Genomic DNA, 19461 nt, shown 5'->3' on the forward strand with positions numbered 1-19461 from the left:
ATAAAAAAACAGAGATTAAATATAATCTCTGTTTTTTATTTATTATTGTCCTGAAGATCTTCTTCTTTTATTGTATTGAAGTCTTTCATGCTCATTTAAATATTTCTTTCTAAGTCTTATAGAATCTGGAGTTACTTCAACTAATTCATCATCATCTATAAACTCTAATGCTTCTTCAAGAGTAAATGTTCTTGCAGCATTTAACTTTATGGCATCATCTGAACCAGAAGCACGAACGTTAGTTAACTTTTTATTTTTAGTTGGGTTAACTATCATATCATCTTTTCTAGAGTTCATACCTATTATCATACCTTCGTATACATCTACACCTGGATCTACGAACATAGTAGCTCTTTCACTTAAAGCAGCTAATCCGTAAGCCATAGTAGAACCGTTAGTTTGAGATATTAACACACCATTAGCTCTTGATGGTATTTCGCCTTTGTAATCCTCGTATCTAGCAAATGAACGAACCATATTACCTTCACCACGAGTATCATTTATAAATTCAGATCTATATCCTAAAAGTCCACGAGTTGGAGCAGAGAATTCTATTTTAACGAAATCTCCTTCTATAGACATAGCTTCCATCATACCTTTTCTTAAGTTCATTTTGTTTATTACAGTACCAGAGTAAACTTCTGGACAGTTTATTATAACTTTTTCAATTGGTTCTACTAATTTTCCGTTTTCATCTCTGTGCATTAAAACTTCTGGTTTAGAAACACCTATTTCATAACCTTCACGTCTCATGTTTTCAAGTAGTATAGATAAGTGAAGTTCACCTCTACCAGATACTCTATATCCGTCAGTTGTATCCATAGGTTCAACTTTTAAACCAACATTAACTTCTAATTCTTTGTCTAATCTGTCTTTTAAGTGTCTTGTAGTAACAAATTTACCGCTCTTACCAGCAAATGGAGAATCATTAACCAAGAAGTTCATAGAAAGAGTAGGTTCTTCTATATGTATCATTTCCATTGGTAAGTGATGTCCAACTTCACAAATTGTTTCACCTATAGATATATCAGGTATACCTGCTATTACTACGATGTCTCCTGAGTGAGCTTCATCAACGTCAATTTGCTTTAGTCCTTCATAAACAGAAAGTTTAGATATTTTTCCTCTAGTTACAACTTCTCCTGCTTTACAAACAGAAACTTGTTCTCCGCTTTTTACAGTTCCTTTGTAAACTCTACCGATTCCAAGTCTTCCTACAAAGTTATCATATGCAAGTGCAGATATTTGTAATTGAAGGTGTTTATCATCATAATTTGGGTAAGCTGAAGCATGTTCAACTATAGTTTCGAATAAAGGAGATAAATCTGTAGAATCATCATCCATTTCTCTCTTAGCTATACCTTGTTTAGCTATACCATATATGATAGGGAATTCACATTGTTCATCAGTTGCATTTAAGTCTACGAATAAATCGAATACTTCATCAACAACTTCTTCAGCTCTTTGATCTGACTTATCTATCTTGTTTATAAATAGTATTGGTCTTAAACCTAATTCTAAAGATTTTTGTAACACGAATCTAGTTTGAGGCATTGGTCCTTCAGATGCATCAACTAGTAATACAACAGTATCAACAGTTTTAATAACACGTTCAACTTCAGAAGAGAAGTCACTATGTCCTGGCGTATCTACTATATTTATTTTATAATCTTTATAGTTTATAGAACAGTTTTTAGAATATATTGTTATACCTCTCTCTGCTTCAAGGTCGTTACTATCCATTACACAGTCTTTAACTACTTCGTTGGCTCTAAACACACCACTTTGAGATAAGAAAGCATCAACTAAAGTTGATTTTCCAGCATCAACGTGGGCAATAACAGCTATATTGATAATTTTATGTTTTGTTGTCATTTATTTAATTTTCCTTTCTAAAAAATAACTTTTATAGTATATCATACCACAGTAAAAAAGTAAAATAAATTAAAGTCAAATTCTTACATCATTATTAGTATTAACTTAATTCGAAAAAGAAAATCATAATTAAATAATAATTATTATATATTTATGAAAATATGTATAATAGATAAATTATTATATTTTAAAAAGGTATTCTTTATGTAGCTTCCAAGTGTTATCTTCCCATTTATATATGCAAATATTATCAAATTCACAGTGGAATTTAAAAGGAAATTCATTTACATAATTCCATAAATCCGTATATATTTTTTTGATTTTTTTAGAACTTACAGTTACATGAAAAATTTTATTTTTTCCGTCTTTTTCAGTGAAGCTAATATAATTAATTTCACTTAGTTTATCAATTAATTTATCATGTAGTTTTTTACCCTCATCACTCATATTGACTTTCATAAAAATTACTCTGTCATCAAAGTGATCATATCCATTTAAAGTGTAACTAGATTTATAATTATCTTTCACAAAAGTTTTCAAGACTTCTTCAACCTCTTTAATGTTTTCTTCTTCAAAAGGAGACTTAATAGTAAAATGTGCTGGTAATTTTGAAGATTTTGCTTTAAATATTTCATACACTTCTTTTCTTAGGTTATTATTAAAATCTCCACCATCTCCTTTTACAACACTAACAATTACATATCTCAATTTCATACCTCCAGAACTTTTTATTATTATAATATAAGATTTTGTAAAGATTATACAGATATTTAAAGATAAAAAGTAAAACGAAAATACAACTATGTTCTGGGCCATTGGAAAAAAAAGAAAATTTTAAATATTTCAATGATTATTAACTTTTTAATTATTTTTATATGTATAATTAAAATAAAGTTATGGTACTTACATTGGATAATGACACAAATTTGGAGTGATTTTTATGGCTCACATGGATGTAGTTCCTGTAGCTAAAGAGATATTTAATAAATGGAAACATGAACCTTTTGGTGGAATAATAGAAAACAATATAGTTTGGGGTCGTGGAGCTAAAGATATGAAAAGTCAGTTAATTTCCATATTTGAAGGGACAGAATATATGTTAAATGAAAATGAGGAAGTTGATTTTGATATATATTTTTCACTAGGATTTGATGAAGAAGTAGGGGGAAGAAATGGTGCAAAATATGTTGCAGATTATTTGAAAGAAAAAAACATAAGATTTGCTATGATAATTGATGAAGGTGGAATGATATCAGATGGTATATTAGGACTGAAAGAAGAAATCGCTTTAGTAGGTACTTGTGAAAAGGGATATGCAGATATAAAAATTTCTTATAGTTCACAAGGCGAACATTCTTCTATGCCACCAGGTAGCACTGCACTTGGAAAAATATGTTAAGCAGCTTGTAAATTAGAACAAAATCAAATGCATTAGTAAGAACTACAACGTCACTTACAATGGCAAAGGGAGCTGAAGCTACTAATATTTTCCCAAACTGTGCTTTTATAATAGTTAATTTTAAGTTATTGTCAGGGAATACTTTAGAAGATTTATTATCTCATATTAAAAATGTTATTGGAGAAGAATTTCAATTGGAACTACTAATTACTAGAAATTCTTCAAAGTTTTCTAAAGTTGATGATAAATTTGATTTAATAAGCAAAAGTATTAAGTTAGCTTATGAAAATGTATCTGAAGTAGTTCCATTTATTATGGTAGGTGGAACAGATTCTATATACTTTGATAATTTAAGTGATAATATATACAAATTCTGTCCTTTTAGATGTAATAGTGAAGATAGAAAGGTTATTCATGGTATCAATGAATTTATGACTTTAGAAGACTTAAAGATTGGAATCGAGTTTTTCTACAATATCATCAATGAATACAACAAATACCTAGTAGAAAACAATATAAAATAAAGCATATTATTGAATAAAAATTTCATCATAAATTCACATATGTATTATAATATAAAGGTAAAAATATTTATATTTTTTAACGATAAAATATAATAATAGGTATTTAAGGTATATAAAATTATAGGAGTGATTAAATGAATACATCTATTTTGGTTATGGAAGATGATGTGAATATACAAGAATTAATAGTAGAGTTTTTAAAAGCAGAGGGCTATGATGTTGACTTTGCCAGTGATGGTATAGAAGGAATACAATTATTTAAAAAAAAGGAATATGATTTAGTATTATTAGATATAATGATGCCAAATTTAGATGGTTATTCTGTATGCAAAATGATTAGAAAAAGTTCTAATGTGCCAATAATATTTTTAACTGCAATGAATGAAGAAAGCAATCAACTTAAGGGATTTGAATTAGAATGCGATGATTATATAACAAAGCCATTTTCATTTAATGTTTTAATTCAGAGAGTAAAAGCAGTGTTAAGGCGTGGTAAAAGTAATTTAAGCAATGATTTTTTAACTTTTGAAAAAATAAAGTTGGATTTGAATACTTACTCAGTACAGTTAGATGATAATAATATAGAATTAACTTTAAAAGAATTTAATATTTTAAAAACATTAATAGAAAAATATCCTCAAGTGATAACAAGAGAAAGTTTATTAGATAGTATTTGGGGATACGATTATTATGGTGATACAAGAATAGTTGATGCTCATATAAAAAATCTTAGAAAAAAAATAAGCCTTCCATATATTAAAACTGTAAAAGGAATAGGTTATACTCTTGAAAAAGATATTGAAGTTTTGGAATAGTTTAAATATAAAATATAAGTTATTTACTATTACATCAGGGCTTCTTATATTCTTAGCATTTATAGTTTATTTAACGTTATATTTTTTTATGCCAGCATATTATCACCAATATAAAATTGAACTATTAAAAAATAGTGTAAATTCCATTGTAGAAGACTCTAAGTTTTATGACTTGGAAGAGTTACAACAAAGGCTTTATTTTTTAGGAAAAAAACAAAATGTTGCAATGATATTAACAGATGATAAAGGATTTATTATTTTTGGCAAAAATGAACAACATATTACTAATAAGTATGCTGGAGATATTCCTATGTCTAATCAGATAAAGGAATATACAATAAGGGCGACTATAAAATTAAAAGAGAGCCCCGATTTATATCATCTAGAAATTGCAATGCCTCTTCAACCTATAGATGAGGCAAATACAGTACTTAGAAATATTTTGCCATTTATAATAATTTCAGCCTTTTTTATAGCTCTACTTGGAGCATATATTTACTCTAAGACAATAACAAAGCCATTAATTGAAATTATTAATAAAGAAAGAGAAGAAGAGCAAAAAAGAAAAGAGTTTATTGCAACTATTTCTCACGAATTAAAAACACCAATAACGATAATAAGTGGTCAATTAGAGGGAATGATATATAATGTAGGTAAATATAAAGATAGAGAAACCTACTTGCAAAAATCATATGAATCTACTCAAGAACTAAAAGTGCTAGTAGATGAAATGATGGAAATATCAAAAAATGAACTGCAAGAAAAAGATTTAAAGATAGAGATTATTAATTTAAGTGAGATGTTAGGACAATTAGTAAACAGGCAAAGTTATTTAATTGAAAATAAGAATTTAAATCTTATATATAAAGTGGAAGATAAATTATTTATAAAAGTTGACAAAGAAAAAATTATAAAAGTTTTAAATAATTTAATAAATAACGCTATTAAATATTCTCCTAACAATGAAAAAATAATTGTGAAAGCATTCAAATCAAAAGCAAGTAAAACGGTAGTTCTAGAAATAGAAAATACGGGAGTTACAATTGAACAAAAGTATCTAAGTGAAGTATTTAATCCTTTCTACAGGGTGGAAAAATCTAGGAATAGAAAAACAGGTGGAAGTGGATTAGGTCTTTATATAGTAAGTAAAATACTAAAAAGTCATAACCTTTATTACAAAATGGAAAGCAAGAAAAACTCTGTTTTATTTACTATTTATTTTTAGATAAATAATTTTCATAAATTAAGGAAAAATATATCTAAGAAATAAATAGGAGGCATGAATATGAATCTAAGAAATGATATGGAAAATATGAAAGATGATTTGAAGAAAGGCTTAGATAAAGTAGGAGATGGAATGAAAAATACTGTTAGCAATATAGGACATGCAGCTGGAAAATTGACTAATGCAGTAAAACATACTACTATGGACCTTAAAGACGATATGGTTGGTATGATGTCTGATGTTACTGACAAAGCTGACGACATAAAAGACAAAATAGAAGATGAAATGAAAAAATAATAAAAGGAGCCTTTCGAGGTTCCTTTTATTATTTTGAAATAATTGTACTGATACAATGTAGGAATAATATGTATAGTTATAATAAAAATATAAAAGTGTATTATAATTATCTTGATAGAGTATAGAATTTGGGGGAGAGATAATGGAAAATACAAAACAACAAAAAACAAATTTATCATCTAAAACTAGAACATTGGTATCGGCAGCTTTATTTGCAGGAATTATATGTATTACTATAGCTTATTTTCTTCATATACCAGTGGGAGGTAATGGTGGATTTGTTCATGTAGGTGATGCTTTTATATATTTAGCAGCAGTACTTCTTCCTACACCTTATGCAGCTTGCGCAGCAGCAATAGGTGCTGGTATGGCAGATATACTTACAGGGTCAGCTAATTGGGCCTTAGCAACAATAATAATAAAACCAATACTTGTTTTATTTTTTACAAATAAAAGTAAAAAAATTATTAATACAAGAAATATATGTGCAGCAATTTTAGCAGGAATAGTAGGAACAGTTTTGTATATGATAGCAGAAGGAATAATGTATGGAAGTTTTGTTAGTGCCTTTGTTTTATCATTAGTAGGCCTTGTTCAACCAATAGGAAGTTTAATAGTGTTTGTAGTTATAGGTTTAGTATTTGATAAATTAAAAATAAAAGAAATGGTAAAATAAGCATAAAAATGGGGGATTTAAAAATGACAATTTTATATGATTACAAAGAAAGTCTTTATGTTAATATAACAAACCAATGTCCATGTTCTTGTGTTTTCTGTATAAGAAAAGAAACTGATCATGTGGGAAATAGTAATAGTTTATGGTTAGATCATGAACCTACAGTAGAAGAAGTAAAAGAGGAATTTAAAAAATTTAATTTAGAAAAATATGATGAGATAGTATTTTGTGGATATGGTGAACCACTAGTAAAAATAAATGAAGTTATAGAAATTGCAAAATATATTAGAAGTGTTTCAGATTTGAAAATAAGAATAAACACTAATGGTCTATCTGATTTAATTCACAATAAAAAAACAGCCATTCTATTAAAAGACAATATAGACTCTGTATCTATTAGTTTGAATGCACCCAATAAAACTAGATACAATGAAGTTACAAAACCTAAATTTGGTGAAAAATCATTTGATGCATTATTAAGTTTTGCAGAGGATTGCAAAGCGTATGTTGAAGAAGTGAACTTTTCTGTAGTTGATGAAATTAGTAATGAAGAAATTGAAGAGTCACAAAAATTGGCTGATAAAATGAATATAGTCCTTAGAGTAAGACATAAAAACTAGATAAAAATAGCTTATTGAAAAATAAGCTATTTTTTATTGTAAAATATTATTTATTTAAAAATTACGAATCATTATTTGATTTTAATAAAATATATTCGTAATTATGTTGACATTATGATTTTTATATTTTAGAATTATACTTGTAAAATGGTATTATATGGAAATAGTTATCTCTGTTTATATAATTACTATTTCATAAAATATCAGAGTATAAAATTTGGGGTCAATTTATTATTAAATTACGGAGGTGTTTTGATTAATGCAAGTGGCGAAACAGGAATCAAATACTATGACAAAATTATTTCCTATTCTTGAAAATGAGGGAGTAAATATGAAAAAGGAGATAATGGCAGGGGTTACAACGTTTTTAACTATGGCATATATTATAGCTGTTAACCCAAGTATATTATCAGAAGCTGGTATGCCTGCAGGAGCATTGGTAACAGGAACATGTTTAGCTGCAGCAATAGGATGCTTTATAATGGGAATTGTTGCAAACCTACCATTTGCCTTGGCATCTGGAATGGGTCTTAATGCATATTTTGCTTACACAGTAGTTTTAGGTATGGGAGTATCTTGGGAAGTTGCTTTAGCTGCAGTTTTCGTAGAAGGTATTATTTTTATATTCTTATCATTATTTAAAGTACGTGAAGCAGTAGTAAATGCAATTCCAGTTAATATGAAATTAGCAGTATCTGGAGGTATAGGTTTATTTATAGCAATTATAGGCTTTATAAACTGTGGTCTTGTTGTAAAGAGTGATGCAACATTAATTACTATGGGACATTTTACTCCAGCAGTTTTAATAAGCTGTGTTGGAATTATAATAATAGCAGTATTATCAAAGAGAAATGTTAAAGGTTCTATATTAATAGGTATAGTTGTTTGTTCATTAGTTGCTTGGGGTTATGCACTATCTAATCCAACAGCTGCAGCAAAGCTTGGCATCTATTTACCTAGTGGAGTATTCAAGTTTGAAAGCTTAGCACCAATAGCAGGTAAGTTAGACTTTAGCTATGCTACAAATCCTGCAAATTTAACTAACTTTATTTTAGTGCTTTGTACTTTCTTATTTGTTGACTTTTTTGATACAGTAGGTACTATAGTTGGTGTTGCTTCTAAGGCAAATATGATAGATGAAGACGGGAATGTGCCTCATGTAGGGAGAGCGTTACTTGCAGATGCATTTGCAACTACTATAGGTGCAGGACTTGGTGTTTCAACAGTTACTACTTATGTTGAAAGTTCAACAGGTGTAATTGAAGGTGGCAGAACAGGATATACTGCTATAACTGTAGGAGTATTATTCCTTGTAGCTATGTTTTTCTCACCAATATTTATAGCTATACCTTCATGTGCTACTTCACCAGCTTTAATATATGTTGGATATTTAATGCTTAGTACTGTGAAAGATATAGATTTTTCTGATATAACTGAAGGTGTTCCAGCGTTCATAACAATAGGAGCTATGGCATTTACTTATTCAATAGGTGATGGTTTAACACTTGGTGTTTTATCATATGTAGTAATAAATATACTATATAATTTAATTGCACCAAAAGAGGAAAGAAAAAAAATTTCGTCAGTAATGGTGGTTCTTGCAGTATTATTTGTTTTAAAACTTATTTACTTATAATATAATTAAAAGAGAAGTTAGCTACTAAGTAACTTCTTTTTGTTTATTAAATTTTAATATTGAATAATAAAAGCGTAATATATTTGAGTATATTGACAATATAATTCACTATATATACACTTAAATTAATGGGTATTATAACTATACAATAGTTAAGAATACCCATTATTTATTAAATAATAGTTGTTTATGCAACTATTATAATTATGAAAGGGGGAGATTAGATATATGTCAAGTGAAAATATAATTAAGGAAAATAAAATGGGTACTATGCCTGTAAATAAATTAATTATAACAATGTCACTTCCAATGATTATATCCATGTTAGTTCAAGCACTATACAATGTTGTAGATAGCATTTTTGTTTCTCAAATTAGTGAAAATGCTTTAGCAGCCGTATCATTAGCTTTTCCAGTTCAAAATTTTATGATAGCTGTTGGGGTAGGAACAGGTGTAGGTATAAATGCACTACTATCTAGATCTTTAGGTGAAAAAAAATTTGAAGAAGCAAATAATGCAGCAAACAATGGAATTTTCTTGGCAGTTTTAAGTTATTTAGCTTTTTTAGTCATAGGTATATTATTTAGTAAATCTTTTTTTCAGTGGCAAACAGATATAAAAGAAATTGTAGAAGGTGGGTATGAGTATTTAATTATTTGTACCACTTGTTCTTTTGGTTTATATGGTCAATTAGTATTTGAAAAATTAATGCAATCTACAGGAAAAACAGTATACTCAATGATGACTCAGCTAGCTGGCGCAATAATAAATATAATATTAGATCCTATACTAATTTTTGGATTGTTTGGATTTCCTAAGATGGGTATAGCTGGAGCAGCAATTGCAACAGTTATAGGTCAAATTAGTGGAATGAGTTTAGGTATTTATCTAAATAGTACGAAAAATAAAGAAATAAAAATTAAGATTAAAGGTTTCAGGCCTAATATTAAAACAATAAAAGATATTTATTCTGTCGGTATACCTTCAATCGTAATGGCATCAATAGGATCAGTTATGACATTTGGTATAAATAAGATTTTACTTGTCTTTACATCCACAGCAACTGCAGTGTTTGGAGTATATTTTAAATTACAAAGTTTTATATTTATGCCTGTACTTGGAATTAATAACGGTATGGTTCCAATTGTATCCTATAATTATGGAGCCAAGCATAAAGATAGGTTAATGAAAACTGTAAAAATAAGTATTATTTATGCAATAATAATAATGATTGCTGGTTTATGTATATTTCAAATTTTGCCAAAACAACTATTAAGCTTATTTAGTGCATCAGAAGAAATGATAAACATTGGTATTCCAGCCCTTAGAATAATTAGCCTTAGTTTTTTATTCGCAGGATACTGTATAGTTGTATCTTCTATGTTTCAAGCCCTTGGAAATGGAGTAATGAGTTTAATTGTATCGATAGGCAGACAGTTAGTTGTATTGCTTCCTGTAGCATATTTGCTATCTAAAACCAATAATTTAAATCTTGTATGGTGGGCTTTTCCTATTGCAGAGTTAGCTTCTGTTCTTTTAAGTATTATAGGATTCAAATATGTATACAAAAAGGAAATAGTGCCGTTAGTTAAAAATGAAGAAAGTTTAAATGGGGAAAATAATAATGTTAAAATTATAGAATGTACAAATGAAAATTAATATTAAAATGAGTAGTAATATCTTTTATATTATTGCTCTTTTTTAATTAGAAGAAGATTATATATAATAGATTAATATGCTTAAAAATAATTTATAAGGGTAATTTTAATTTATATGAAAGATATTGTGGTATAATAAGTATGGAAAAGTTCAGATAGAACATATTTATAATATCTTAATTTAATAATTAAAATATATTAATTGTATATATTACTAGAAATATATAAAATCAAAGGAGACAAAATGAGAGAAATAGAATTATTAGCCCCCGCTGGTGATTTAGAAAAACTAAAAATAGCATTTGAATATGGAGCAGATGCTGTTTATATAGGTGGAGAAATTTTTGGAATGAGATCTGCAGCAAAAAACTTCACTAAAGAGAATATGATAGAAGGTGTGAATTTTGCACACGAAAAAGGTAAAAAAGTTTTTGTTACTTGTAATATAATACCAAGAAGTGAAGATTTACAAGTACTTAGAGATTACTTAATAGAGTTAGAAGAAATAGGAGTAGATGCTGTGATAGTATCAGACCCTGGTGTATTCAAAATAGTAAGAGAAACTATACCTAACATGGAAATTCATATAAGTACTCAAGCAAGTACAACAAATCATGTTGCAGCTAACTTTTGGTATAACAAAGGTGCTCAAAGAATAGTAACAGCGAGAGAGTTGTCTTTTGAGGAAACGAAAGAAATAAGAGAACATATTCCACAAGATATGGATATAGAAGCTTTTGTTCATGGTGCAATGTGTATGTCTTATTCAGGAAAATGTACAATAAGCAACTATACAACAGGAAGAGATGCAAATAAAGGTTCATGTGCTCAATCTTGTAGATGGAAATATACTTTAATGGAAGAAAATGAGGGTGAATATACTCCTGTTGTAGAAGATATTGATCCAGAATTTTTCTTTAATACAAAAGATTTATGTATGATAAAATACATACCACAAATTTTTGAAAGTGGAATAACTTCATTAAAAATAGAAGGAAGAATGAAAACAGCTTATTATGTGGCAACAACAGTTAGAGCTTATAGAATGGCAATAGATGAGTATTACAAAGATCCTGAAAACTGGAGGTTTAATCCTATTTGGCTAGAAGAACTAAAAAAAGGAAGTCATAGAGATTATTCAACTGGATTTTTCTTAAACAGACCTGATGAAAATTCTAATAACTATGAATCAGCTTCTTATATAAGAAATTATGATTTTATAGGATTAGTTAAAGATTATGAAGAAGAAACAGGATTATATATAGTTGAGCAGAGAAATAAAATGTATGTGGGAGATAAAATTGAAGTTATAGGGCCTTTCAAAGATACTATGTTTACTGCTATAGAAGAAATGTATGATGAAGAAGGTAACCCAATAGAGTCGGCTCCTCATGCAAGACAAATAGTTAAAATGAAGGTTGGAATAAAGCTAGAGAAAAACTATATATTAAGAAAGCCTATAGAAAAAACAAGAATATTATAGATATATATTAAGGAAGTGAGAGTATAAATGATTATAGGAAGAAATGATAAATGCTGGTGTGGTAGTGGTGAGAAGTATAAAAAGTGCCATATGAATTTTGATGAAAAAATAAAAGAATTTAAGTCAAAAGGTTATGAGGTGCCACATAGAAGTTTAATAAAAACTCCTGAACAAGTAGAAAAAATAAAAGAAAGTGCCAAAATAAATAATGAGATATTAGATTTAGTTGGACAAAAAATCAAAGCAGGAATGACTACTGAAGAAGTTGACCAAATAGTACATGACTACACAGTATCACAAGGAGCTATACCAGCACCTCTCGGATACAGTGGGTTTCCTAAAAGTTGTTGTACGTCTGTTAATGACCAAATATGCCATGGTATACCAGATGGATATGTTTTAAAAGACGGTGACATAATAAACGTTGATGTTTCTACTATATTGAATGGATATTATTCAGATGCATCTAGAATGTATATGATAGGTGAAGTAAGTGATAATGCTAAGAAATTAGTAGAAGTAACAAGAGAATGCTTGATAAAAGGTATAGAAGCTGTTAAACCTTGGACTAGACTTGGAAATGTTGCACATACAATAGAACAAAATGCAAAAGCTAATGGTTATTCTGTAGTTAGAGAATTTGGTGGCCATGGTATAGGATTAGAGTTCCATGAAGATCCGTTTGTATTCCACTATGGAACTAGAAATGAAGGAATGCTTATGGTTCCTGGAATGATATTTACTATAGAACCTATGATAAATGAAGGTCGTCATGAATTATATATAGATGCAGATAATGGATGGACTTCATATACAGAAGATGGAAAGCTTTCTGCACAATGGGAAAACATGATACTTGTAACTGAAGATGGATATGAAATTTTAGCATATTAATAAAAAAGAACACCTTTATAGGTGTTCTTTTTTATGTGTTAAATGATTAAATGTTATAAGTATAACAAATAATAATTAACTGTTAAGTGAATTAAATGTTTGTAAAAATAAATAATATATAATAATAGATGTTGACGTTAATGAAAGTTAATATATATAATATATTTGACAAAATATAACAGACTTCAGGAGGGACAAAATGAAAAAGAATAAAGTAGTTGTAGTTGGAGCAGGAATGGTTGGCATGAGTTATGCCTATTCAATGGTAAACCAAGGAACATGTGAAGAATTGGTTTTAATAGATATAGATAAAAATAGAACTGTTGGTGAGGCATTAGACTTAAATCATGGATTAAGCTATGCACCTAGAAAAATGAAAATTTATTCAGGTGACTATAATGACTGTAGTGATGCGAATATAATTTGTATAACGGCAGGAGCTACTCAAGTACCTGGAGAAACTAGACTCGATTTATTACATAAAAATACTAAAATAATGAAATCAATAGTTGGAGAAATAAAGAAAACCAGTTTTGATGGAATAATTATAGTTGCATCAAATCCAGTTGATATTATGACTTATGTTGTCTGGAAAGCATCAGGATACGATAAATCGAAAATAATGGGATCAGGAACTACGCTTGACACAGCAAGACTTAGATTTAGTTTAGGTGAAAGACTGGGAGTAACTCCAAAATCCATACATGCTTATGTAATGGGGGAACATGGAGATTCTCAATTTGTAGCATGGAGCTATGCATTAATGGGAGTTCAACCAATATATCAAGTAGCTTCAAAAAAGGATTCAAAGGTTAAATTTGAAGATTTAGAACTAATAGAAGATGAAGTGAGAAACATAGCTTATAAAATAATCGATTGTAAGAATTCAACTTATTATGGAATAGGCATGGCTTTAGCTAGAATTACGCAAGCTGTACTAGAAAATGAAAGCAGTATATTAACAGTATCATCATACTTAGATAACAAATATGGACATAATGATGTATTTATAGCTGTACCAAGTGTTGTAAATGAAACTGGTGTTAGAGAAGTAATAGAGCTACCTTTAGAGAAGGAAGAAAAAGTTAAGCTTGATGATTCAATAGAAATAATGAAAGAAAATATAGCAAAACTAGATATATAAGAAATAAGATACTTATAAGTATCTTATTTCTTATAATAGAATTAATACATACAAAGTACATGATTAATTCATATGTAATTCATATGGATTTGATAATATTTTATTGTAGAAAAAACTTAAAAAGGAGACATTTAAATGAAAAAAGGAAATAAAAAAGCTATTATACCAATAGTATTATATGTGGTTGCTGCTCTTATAGCAGTTTATTCTATATTTACAATATATACTTCATATACATATATTTCTAGTCTTGTAGCAGCGGGTAGTATAGTTATAAAAGATCAAATGGCACAAGTTATTAGCTACTATATAACTACATCAATGCCTTATGTATTTTATGCAATAGTGGTTTGGGCAATTGGATATATAATTAATAAACTAAATAACTTAAGTCCTTCGACTATTAATAAAGAAAATGTTAAATCAGAAGAAGAAAAAATAGACTAAAAATAAAAATAGCTATCACATCAAATTTGTGAATAGCTATTTTTTATTATAGAATATGTAATTCCTTAAATGTTTTTATACATAAAGATGAAAGTATTATTGAGGTTGAGCTGCTTATCAATATGCAAAGTCTAGATATACTTATAAGTTCCATATTGCCAACATAAGCAACTTCTGAAACAAATATTGACATTGTAAAACCAATACTAGAAATTAGAGATACAATAAATACGGATGCCCAGTTTAGCTCCCTAGGTTTTTTAGATAATCCTACTAAATTACTAATATAGGTAAATAGCATTATTCCAAGTGGCTTTCCTATTAAAAGTCCTAAATATATACCTAAAAATACAGTTGGATATTTTGACAAATTTAAACTAGAGTCAATGCTTACTCCTGTATTAGCAAATGCAAACAATGGTATTATAATAAAATTATTAAAAATATTAAAAAATTTCCTTGTGAAATGAGATACTGAATATTTTCTTTTATATGATTTTGTTGGAATGACTATAGCTAAAAGTATTCCACTTAAAGTTGAATGAATGCCGCTAAGGTGGATAAAGTACCATAAAAATAGGCCAAGTAGTAAATAGAAAAATATACTTTCAAATTTAAAAGCTTTATTTCCAATACAAATTACAATTAAACAAATAAGAGCTAAAATAAAAAAAGATAAATTGATTTTTGATGAATAAACTGTACCTATTAATATTATGGATACTAAATCATCTACTACAGCTAAAGACAATAAAAACATTTTTATTGAAGGATTTAAATACTTACTAAATAAAAAATAAATACCCATAGAAAAGGCAATATCAGTAGATATAGGTATGCAAATTCCATTAATATAATTTGTATTTAAATTAAAATATGTAAAAATTATTGCAGGCATTATTACACCACCAATAGATGCAATTACAGGAAAAGACGCTTTTTTAAAAGAAGACAAGCTTCCATATAAAACTTCTTCTTTTATTTCTAATCCTGCTAATAAAAAAAATATGGACATTAAAAAGTCATTAACAAAACTATGTAAATTAAAATTATTTATAATGTAAGTATTACAAAAAAAGTTATCATACAAGTATTTGTATGGGCTATTGTATATATATAAAGCAAAAACAGTAGATAAGATAAGTAATACACTTGTAATAGGTTCTATATCAACTTTAAACAATGTTCTATGTTTTTTTACCATATTATCACCTCATATTTAAAACTAATCTTTTGTTACTATATAAATTTAATAGTAAAAAGGAGTAGAAAGTAAAATTACTTATATATGTATATGATTAATAAATAAAATAAATATTAAATCCTAGTAATTATCTTATTGAGATATTTATGGATTTATAATATAATCGTTCATGTTGCATAATAATTAAGAAAAGTATAACTTATGCTTAGGAGGGAAGTATGACAAATAAAAATAGAAAAATTGCTATAGTTGGATTAATAGCAGCTCTTTATGCTGTAATAACTTTAGCACTTGGATTTATTAGCTATGGACAAATTCAATTTAGAATTTCAGAAATATTAATGTTTTTACCTCTATTTGGTAAAGAATACATAATAGCTTTAACACTAGGCTGTTTTTTAGCAAATGTAGTAGGACCATTTGGAGTTCCTGATATAATATTTGGTACACTGGCAACTTTATTAAGTTCTATTTTAGTTTACTATACGCCAAAACTTATTAAGAACAATAAATATACATTATTCATTGCATCTCTTTGGCCAACAATAATAAATGCTTTAATAATAGGATGGGAATTATATAAATTCTTTGGAGTACCATTTGTACTAGGATTTCTTCAAGTTGGATTTGGTGAATTTGTAGTTATAACTATCGTAGGTTTACCAGTTTTTAAAATGGTTAATAATAAATATGGCAATAGAATAAAAAATTTAAAATAATTAATTTTGCAAGGAGGCAATTTATGGAGGAGAAATATTCTAAGTTTATAGGAGTAGGTAGTGAGGGGATAAAAACTCTAAATTCATTTAAAAATAAATTAGAAAAAAACTTTAGTTTAGAAGAAATAAATCTAAATCAAGATGTGGATAAAGAATATGTTAGAGCTTTATTAGATGGTATAGAAATTTTATTTATATCTTACAACAGTGAAGAAGCAAAGGTAAAAGATATAGTAAAAGCTATTTCTTTTATGGCAAATGAAAGAAGAGTAATTTGTATAGGCTTAGACAGTTCACTAAAAGAAAATAAAGATGAAATGGGTCTAGACAAAGAAATAAAAATAAATAAATACAATAGTGAAAAAGTGCAAGATTTAATGAACATAGTAGTAGAAGCTGTTGATGAAAATTTATTTTTAGCTATAGATTATACAGATTTAAAAGAAATATTTGCTAAAGACTCAGCTATATCTTATTCTATAGAAGAATTCGAAAAAGAAGCAACTGTTGATGAAATAGCTAAACTACTTACAGAAGAGACTTATACCACTGTAGGGGAAGAGGTAAAAAAGAAAGCTTTAGTATTTTATGAAATGCCTCAAAACTTAATAGAAAATGAATTAATGTTTATAAATGACGTTAATATGAAAATAAATGAAGTATTAGGCAACACTTATGATATTATGTTTTCATATAATGCTACTAACCAAAATAATGACAAAGTTAAAATATGTTTAATAAGTAAATAATATTGAAATTTTAAGTAGTATTAATAAGATTGCAAGCAAATAAATTTGTTTGCAATTTTTATATTTTAATAAAATTTTATGACATTTAAATTAGTATAGTTGTATTAGAAAAAAATATTATATATTCTAGTTATAGACTTATTGACTAAAGTGATTATTTATTATAAGATTAGAATGTTGTGTTTTATAAATGACTATAAGAGAAAGGATTGATATATATGTTACAAGTTACTAATGTTGGACTTAGATTCGGAGATAAAGAATTATATAAAGATGTTAACTTAAAATTTACAAAAGGGAATTGCTACGGGATAATAGGAGCTAATGGTGCAGGAAAAACTACTTTCCTTAAAATATTATCTGGTGATATAGAGCCAAACACAGGATCTATAAGTATAACAGAAAAAGAAAGAATGTCTGTTTTAAGACAGGACCACTTCAAATACGATGAAGAAACTGTTTTAGATGTTGTTATAATGGGACATGAAAGATTATACCAAATAATGAAAGAGAAAGATGCTTTATATATGAAAGAAGATTTCTCAGAAGAAGATGGTATAAAAGCTGCAGAACTTGAAGGAGAATTTGCTGAACTTGATGGATGGGATGCAGAAACAAATGCAGAAAAAATATTAATGGGTCTTGGAATAGACAAAGACCTACATTACAAGCAATTAAAAGAATTAGAAGGTGGAGAAAAAGTTAAGGTATTACTTGCTAAAGCCTTATTTGGTAAGCCAGAAATATTATTACTAGATGAACCTACTAACCACTTAGACTTCCAATCTATAAACTGGTTAAACAACTTCATAATGGACTTAGAAGATTCTATCGTAATAGTTGTATCACATGATAGACATTTCTTAAACCAAATATGTACAAATATAGTTGACGTTGACTTTGGTAAAATACAAATGTACGTAGGTAACTACGATTTCTGGTATGAATCAAGTCAATTAGCATTACAATTACAAAAAGACCAAAATAAAAAGACTGAAGAAAAAATAGCTCAATTAAAAGAGTTCATCGCAAGATTTAGCTCAAATGCTTCTAAAGCAAAACAAGCTACATCAAGAAAGAAACAATTAGATAAATTACAAGTTGAAGACATACAACCATCAAGAAGAAGATATCCATATGTTGGATTTACTCCAGAAAGAGAAATAGGAAACGAAGTTCTTGAAGTTGAAGGATTAACTAAAGCTGTTGATGGTGTTAAAGTATTAGATAATGTATCTTTCAGACTTGATAAAGAAGATAAAGTTGCTTTTATGGGAGATGAAATAGCTATAACTACTTTATTCAATATATTAATGGGAGAAGACAGCGCAGATGCTGGTACATTCAAATGGGGTGTAACTACTTCTCAATCTTATCTTCCAAAGAACCACAATGAATTCTTTGAAGGATGCGAATATTCATTAGTTGATTGGTTAAGACAATTCTCAGAAGAAAAATCTGAATCATTCATAAGAGGATTCTTAGGTAGAATGTTATTTAGTGGTGAAGAAGCTTTAAAACAAGCCCACGTCTTATCAGGAGGAGAAAAAGTTAGATGTATGTTATCTAAATTAATGCTTTCAAACTCAAATGTATTAGTTTTAGACGATCCAACTAACCACTTAGACTTAGAGTCTATAACTTCTGTAAATAAAGGTTTAGAAAAATTCTCTGGAGTTATGTTATTCAGTTCTCATGACCACGAGATGATACAAACTCTTGCAAATAGAATAATAGAAATTACTCCTGGTGGAATAATGGATAGAAAAACTACTTTAGAAGAGTATTTAGAAAATAAGGATATACAAAAACAATTAAAAGAAATGTATGCTGTTGAAAGATAGTTTTTAATGAAAAGAACAAACTATAACATATTGGTTTGTTCTTTTTTTTATAAAAAAAATGTTTTTTTTGAAAAAAAACTATCTAATTTATACAAATAAGTAAATGTCAATATATGTAAGATTATGAAAACGGATACAATTTGTATAATGTACTATAAGTGTTATATAAACTATATGTATTTATAGAAAAATAAAATATATGAAGTCTAAATATAGAGACAATTGAATATTACAAAAAAATATAAACCCATA

The 19461-nt window shown here is 27.8% G+C and carries 19 protein-coding genes; 16 read left to right on the forward strand and 3 right to left on the reverse strand.

Translation table 11 applies throughout. The features are described 5' to 3' along the window. Nucleotides 1-42: 42 nt before the first annotated feature. Both typA and TEGL_RS09365 read right to left on the reverse strand, forming a co-directional pair. Nucleotides 43-1875: a translational GTPase TypA gene (gene typA, locus TEGL_RS09360; protein WP_018591070.1), complete on the reverse strand. Its 1833-nt coding sequence runs from the start codon at nucleotides 1873-1875 to the stop codon at nucleotides 43-45. 180 nt (nucleotides 1876-2055) lie between these two features. Further along, nucleotides 2056-2583, reverse strand: a complete 528-nt coding sequence (locus TEGL_RS09365; protein ID WP_018591069.1) for a 2'-5' RNA ligase family protein — start codon at nucleotides 2581-2583, stop codon at nucleotides 2056-2058. Nucleotides 2584-2815: 232 nt separating this feature from the next. Here TEGL_RS09365 and TEGL_RS09370 point away from each other — a divergent pair, with 232 nt between their 5' ends. From TEGL_RS09370 to TEGL_RS09430, 13 genes are all read left to right on the forward strand, one after another. After that, nucleotides 2816-3274: a M20/M25/M40 family metallo-hydrolase gene (locus TEGL_RS09370; RefSeq protein ID WP_018591068.1), complete on the forward strand. Its 459-nt coding sequence runs from the start codon at nucleotides 2816-2818 to the stop codon at nucleotides 3272-3274. 11 nt (nucleotides 3275-3285) lie between these two features. Further along, complete coding sequence (locus TEGL_RS09375; RefSeq protein WP_278244905.1) at nucleotides 3286-3798, forward strand: peptidase dimerization domain-containing protein; 513 nt, start codon at nucleotides 3286-3288, stop codon at nucleotides 3796-3798. Nucleotides 3799-3932: 134 nt separating this feature from the next. After that, on the forward strand, nucleotides 3933-4613 hold the full coding sequence (locus TEGL_RS09380) for a response regulator transcription factor (protein WP_018591066.1): 681 nt from the start codon (nucleotides 3933-3935) through the stop codon (nucleotides 4611-4613). After that, the gene (locus TEGL_RS09385; RefSeq protein WP_242827308.1) at nucleotides 4597-5838 is read left to right on the forward strand and encodes a sensor histidine kinase; all 1242 of its coding nucleotides are present in this window, start codon (nucleotides 4597-4599) and stop codon (nucleotides 5836-5838) included. Before TEGL_RS09380 ends, TEGL_RS09385 begins: the two co-directional genes overlap by 17 nt. Nucleotides 5839-5898: 60 nt before the next feature. Next, entirely contained in the window at nucleotides 5899-6135 is a 237-nt protein-coding gene (locus TEGL_RS09390) for a hypothetical protein (protein WP_018591064.1), read from the forward strand. A gap of 142 nt (nucleotides 6136-6277) precedes the next feature. Continuing rightward, nucleotides 6278-6811 (forward strand): TIGR04002 family protein, encoded by a 534-nt coding sequence (locus tag TEGL_RS09395; RefSeq protein WP_018591063.1) that lies wholly within the window; start codon nucleotides 6278-6280, stop codon nucleotides 6809-6811. Between the two features lie 23 nt (nucleotides 6812-6834). Next, entirely contained in the window at nucleotides 6835-7431 is a 597-nt protein-coding gene (locus TEGL_RS09400) for a TIGR04100 family radical SAM protein (RefSeq protein WP_018591062.1), read from the forward strand. 259 nt (nucleotides 7432-7690) lie between these two features. Beyond that, nucleotides 7691-9067 (forward strand): NCS2 family permease, encoded by a 1377-nt coding sequence (locus TEGL_RS09405; RefSeq protein WP_018591061.1) that lies wholly within the window; start codon nucleotides 7691-7693, stop codon nucleotides 9065-9067. Nucleotides 9068-9295: 228 nt separating this feature from the next. Continuing rightward, entirely contained in the window at nucleotides 9296-10726 is a 1431-nt protein-coding gene (locus tag TEGL_RS09410) for an MATE family efflux transporter (protein ID WP_018591060.1), read from the forward strand. Between the two features lie 243 nt (nucleotides 10727-10969). After that, complete coding sequence (locus TEGL_RS09415) at nucleotides 10970-12208, forward strand: peptidase U32 family protein (protein ID WP_018591059.1); 1239 nt, start codon at nucleotides 10970-10972, stop codon at nucleotides 12206-12208. 27 nt (nucleotides 12209-12235) lie between these two features. Further along, the gene (locus TEGL_RS09420) at nucleotides 12236-13102 is read left to right on the forward strand and encodes a methionyl aminopeptidase (RefSeq protein WP_018591058.1); all 867 of its coding nucleotides are present in this window, start codon (nucleotides 12236-12238) and stop codon (nucleotides 13100-13102) included. Between the two features lie 199 nt (nucleotides 13103-13301). Beyond that, nucleotides 13302-14246, forward strand: a complete 945-nt coding sequence (locus tag TEGL_RS09425) for an L-lactate dehydrogenase (RefSeq protein WP_018591057.1) — start codon at nucleotides 13302-13304, stop codon at nucleotides 14244-14246. Nucleotides 14247-14381: 135 nt separating this feature from the next. Next, the gene (locus tag TEGL_RS09430; protein WP_018591056.1) at nucleotides 14382-14693 is read left to right on the forward strand and encodes a hypothetical protein; all 312 of its coding nucleotides are present in this window, start codon (nucleotides 14382-14384) and stop codon (nucleotides 14691-14693) included. 46 nt (nucleotides 14694-14739) lie between these two features. On the opposite strand, the gene nhaA is transcribed toward TEGL_RS09430, so the two are convergent. Further along, complete coding sequence (nhaA, locus tag TEGL_RS09435) at nucleotides 14740-15897, reverse strand: Na+/H+ antiporter NhaA (RefSeq protein WP_018591055.1); 1158 nt, start codon at nucleotides 15895-15897, stop codon at nucleotides 14740-14742. A 218-nt stretch (nucleotides 15898-16115) separates the two neighbouring features. Between nhaA and TEGL_RS09440 the strand changes: the two genes are divergently transcribed. The 3 genes from TEGL_RS09440 (at nucleotide 16116) to TEGL_RS09450 (ending at nucleotide 19209) form a co-directional block, all read left to right on the forward strand. After that, nucleotides 16116-16616, forward strand: a complete 501-nt coding sequence (locus TEGL_RS09440; protein ID WP_018591054.1) for a QueT transporter family protein — start codon at nucleotides 16116-16118, stop codon at nucleotides 16614-16616. A gap of 23 nt (nucleotides 16617-16639) precedes the next feature. Continuing rightward, on the forward strand, nucleotides 16640-17365 hold the full coding sequence (locus TEGL_RS09445; protein ID WP_018591053.1) for a hypothetical protein: 726 nt from the start codon (nucleotides 16640-16642) through the stop codon (nucleotides 17363-17365). Nucleotides 17366-17583: 218 nt separating this feature from the next. Then, nucleotides 17584-19209, forward strand: a complete 1626-nt coding sequence (locus tag TEGL_RS09450; protein ID WP_018591052.1) for an ABC-F family ATP-binding cassette domain-containing protein — start codon at nucleotides 17584-17586, stop codon at nucleotides 19207-19209. Nucleotides 19210-19461: the final 252 nt, after the last annotated feature.

This window comes from Terrisporobacter glycolicus ATCC 14880 = DSM 1288 (assembly GCF_036812735.1).
GTDB classification, from domain to species: Bacteria; Bacillota; Clostridia; order Peptostreptococcales; family Peptostreptococcaceae; genus Terrisporobacter; species Terrisporobacter glycolicus.

Bases quoted from the DNA above. Each gene is read 5' to 3' on its own strand.
- TEGL_RS09390 (WP_018591064.1), top strand. From the start codon at position 5,899: ATGAATCTAAGAAATGATATGGAAAATATGAAAGATGATTTGAAGAAA.
- nhaA (WP_018591055.1), bottom strand. From the start codon at position 15,897: ATGGTAAAAAAACATAGAACATTGTTTAAAGTTGATATAGAACCTATT.
- TEGL_RS09450 (WP_018591052.1), top strand. From the start codon at position 17,584: ATGTTACAAGTTACTAATGTTGGACTTAGATTCGGAGATAAAGAATTA.
- TEGL_RS09415 (WP_018591059.1), top strand. From the start codon at position 10,970: ATGAGAGAAATAGAATTATTAGCCCCCGCTGGTGATTTAGAAAAACTA.
- typA (WP_018591070.1), bottom strand. From the start codon at position 1,875: ATGACAACAAAACATAAAATTATCAATATAGCTGTTATTGCCCACGTT.
- TEGL_RS09425 (WP_018591057.1), top strand. From the start codon at position 13,302: ATGAAAAAGAATAAAGTAGTTGTAGTTGGAGCAGGAATGGTTGGCATG.
- TEGL_RS09370 (WP_018591068.1), top strand. From the start codon at position 2,816: ATGGCTCACATGGATGTAGTTCCTGTAGCTAAAGAGATATTTAATAAA.
- TEGL_RS09380 (WP_018591066.1), top strand. From the start codon at position 3,933: ATGAATACATCTATTTTGGTTATGGAAGATGATGTGAATATACAAGAA.
- TEGL_RS09405 (WP_018591061.1), top strand. From the start codon at position 7,691: ATGCAAGTGGCGAAACAGGAATCAAATACTATGACAAAATTATTTCCT.
- TEGL_RS09410 (WP_018591060.1), top strand. From the start codon at position 9,296: ATGTCAAGTGAAAATATAATTAAGGAAAATAAAATGGGTACTATGCCT.
- TEGL_RS09395 (WP_018591063.1), top strand. From the start codon at position 6,278: ATGGAAAATACAAAACAACAAAAAACAAATTTATCATCTAAAACTAGA.
- TEGL_RS09445 (WP_018591053.1), top strand. From the start codon at position 16,640: ATGGAGGAGAAATATTCTAAGTTTATAGGAGTAGGTAGTGAGGGGATA.
- TEGL_RS09420 (WP_018591058.1), top strand. From the start codon at position 12,236: ATGATTATAGGAAGAAATGATAAATGCTGGTGTGGTAGTGGTGAGAAG.
- TEGL_RS09430 (WP_018591056.1), top strand. From the start codon at position 14,382: ATGAAAAAAGGAAATAAAAAAGCTATTATACCAATAGTATTATATGTG.
- TEGL_RS09440 (WP_018591054.1), top strand. From the start codon at position 16,116: ATGACAAATAAAAATAGAAAAATTGCTATAGTTGGATTAATAGCAGCT.
- TEGL_RS09400 (WP_018591062.1), top strand. From the start codon at position 6,835: ATGACAATTTTATATGATTACAAAGAAAGTCTTTATGTTAATATAACA.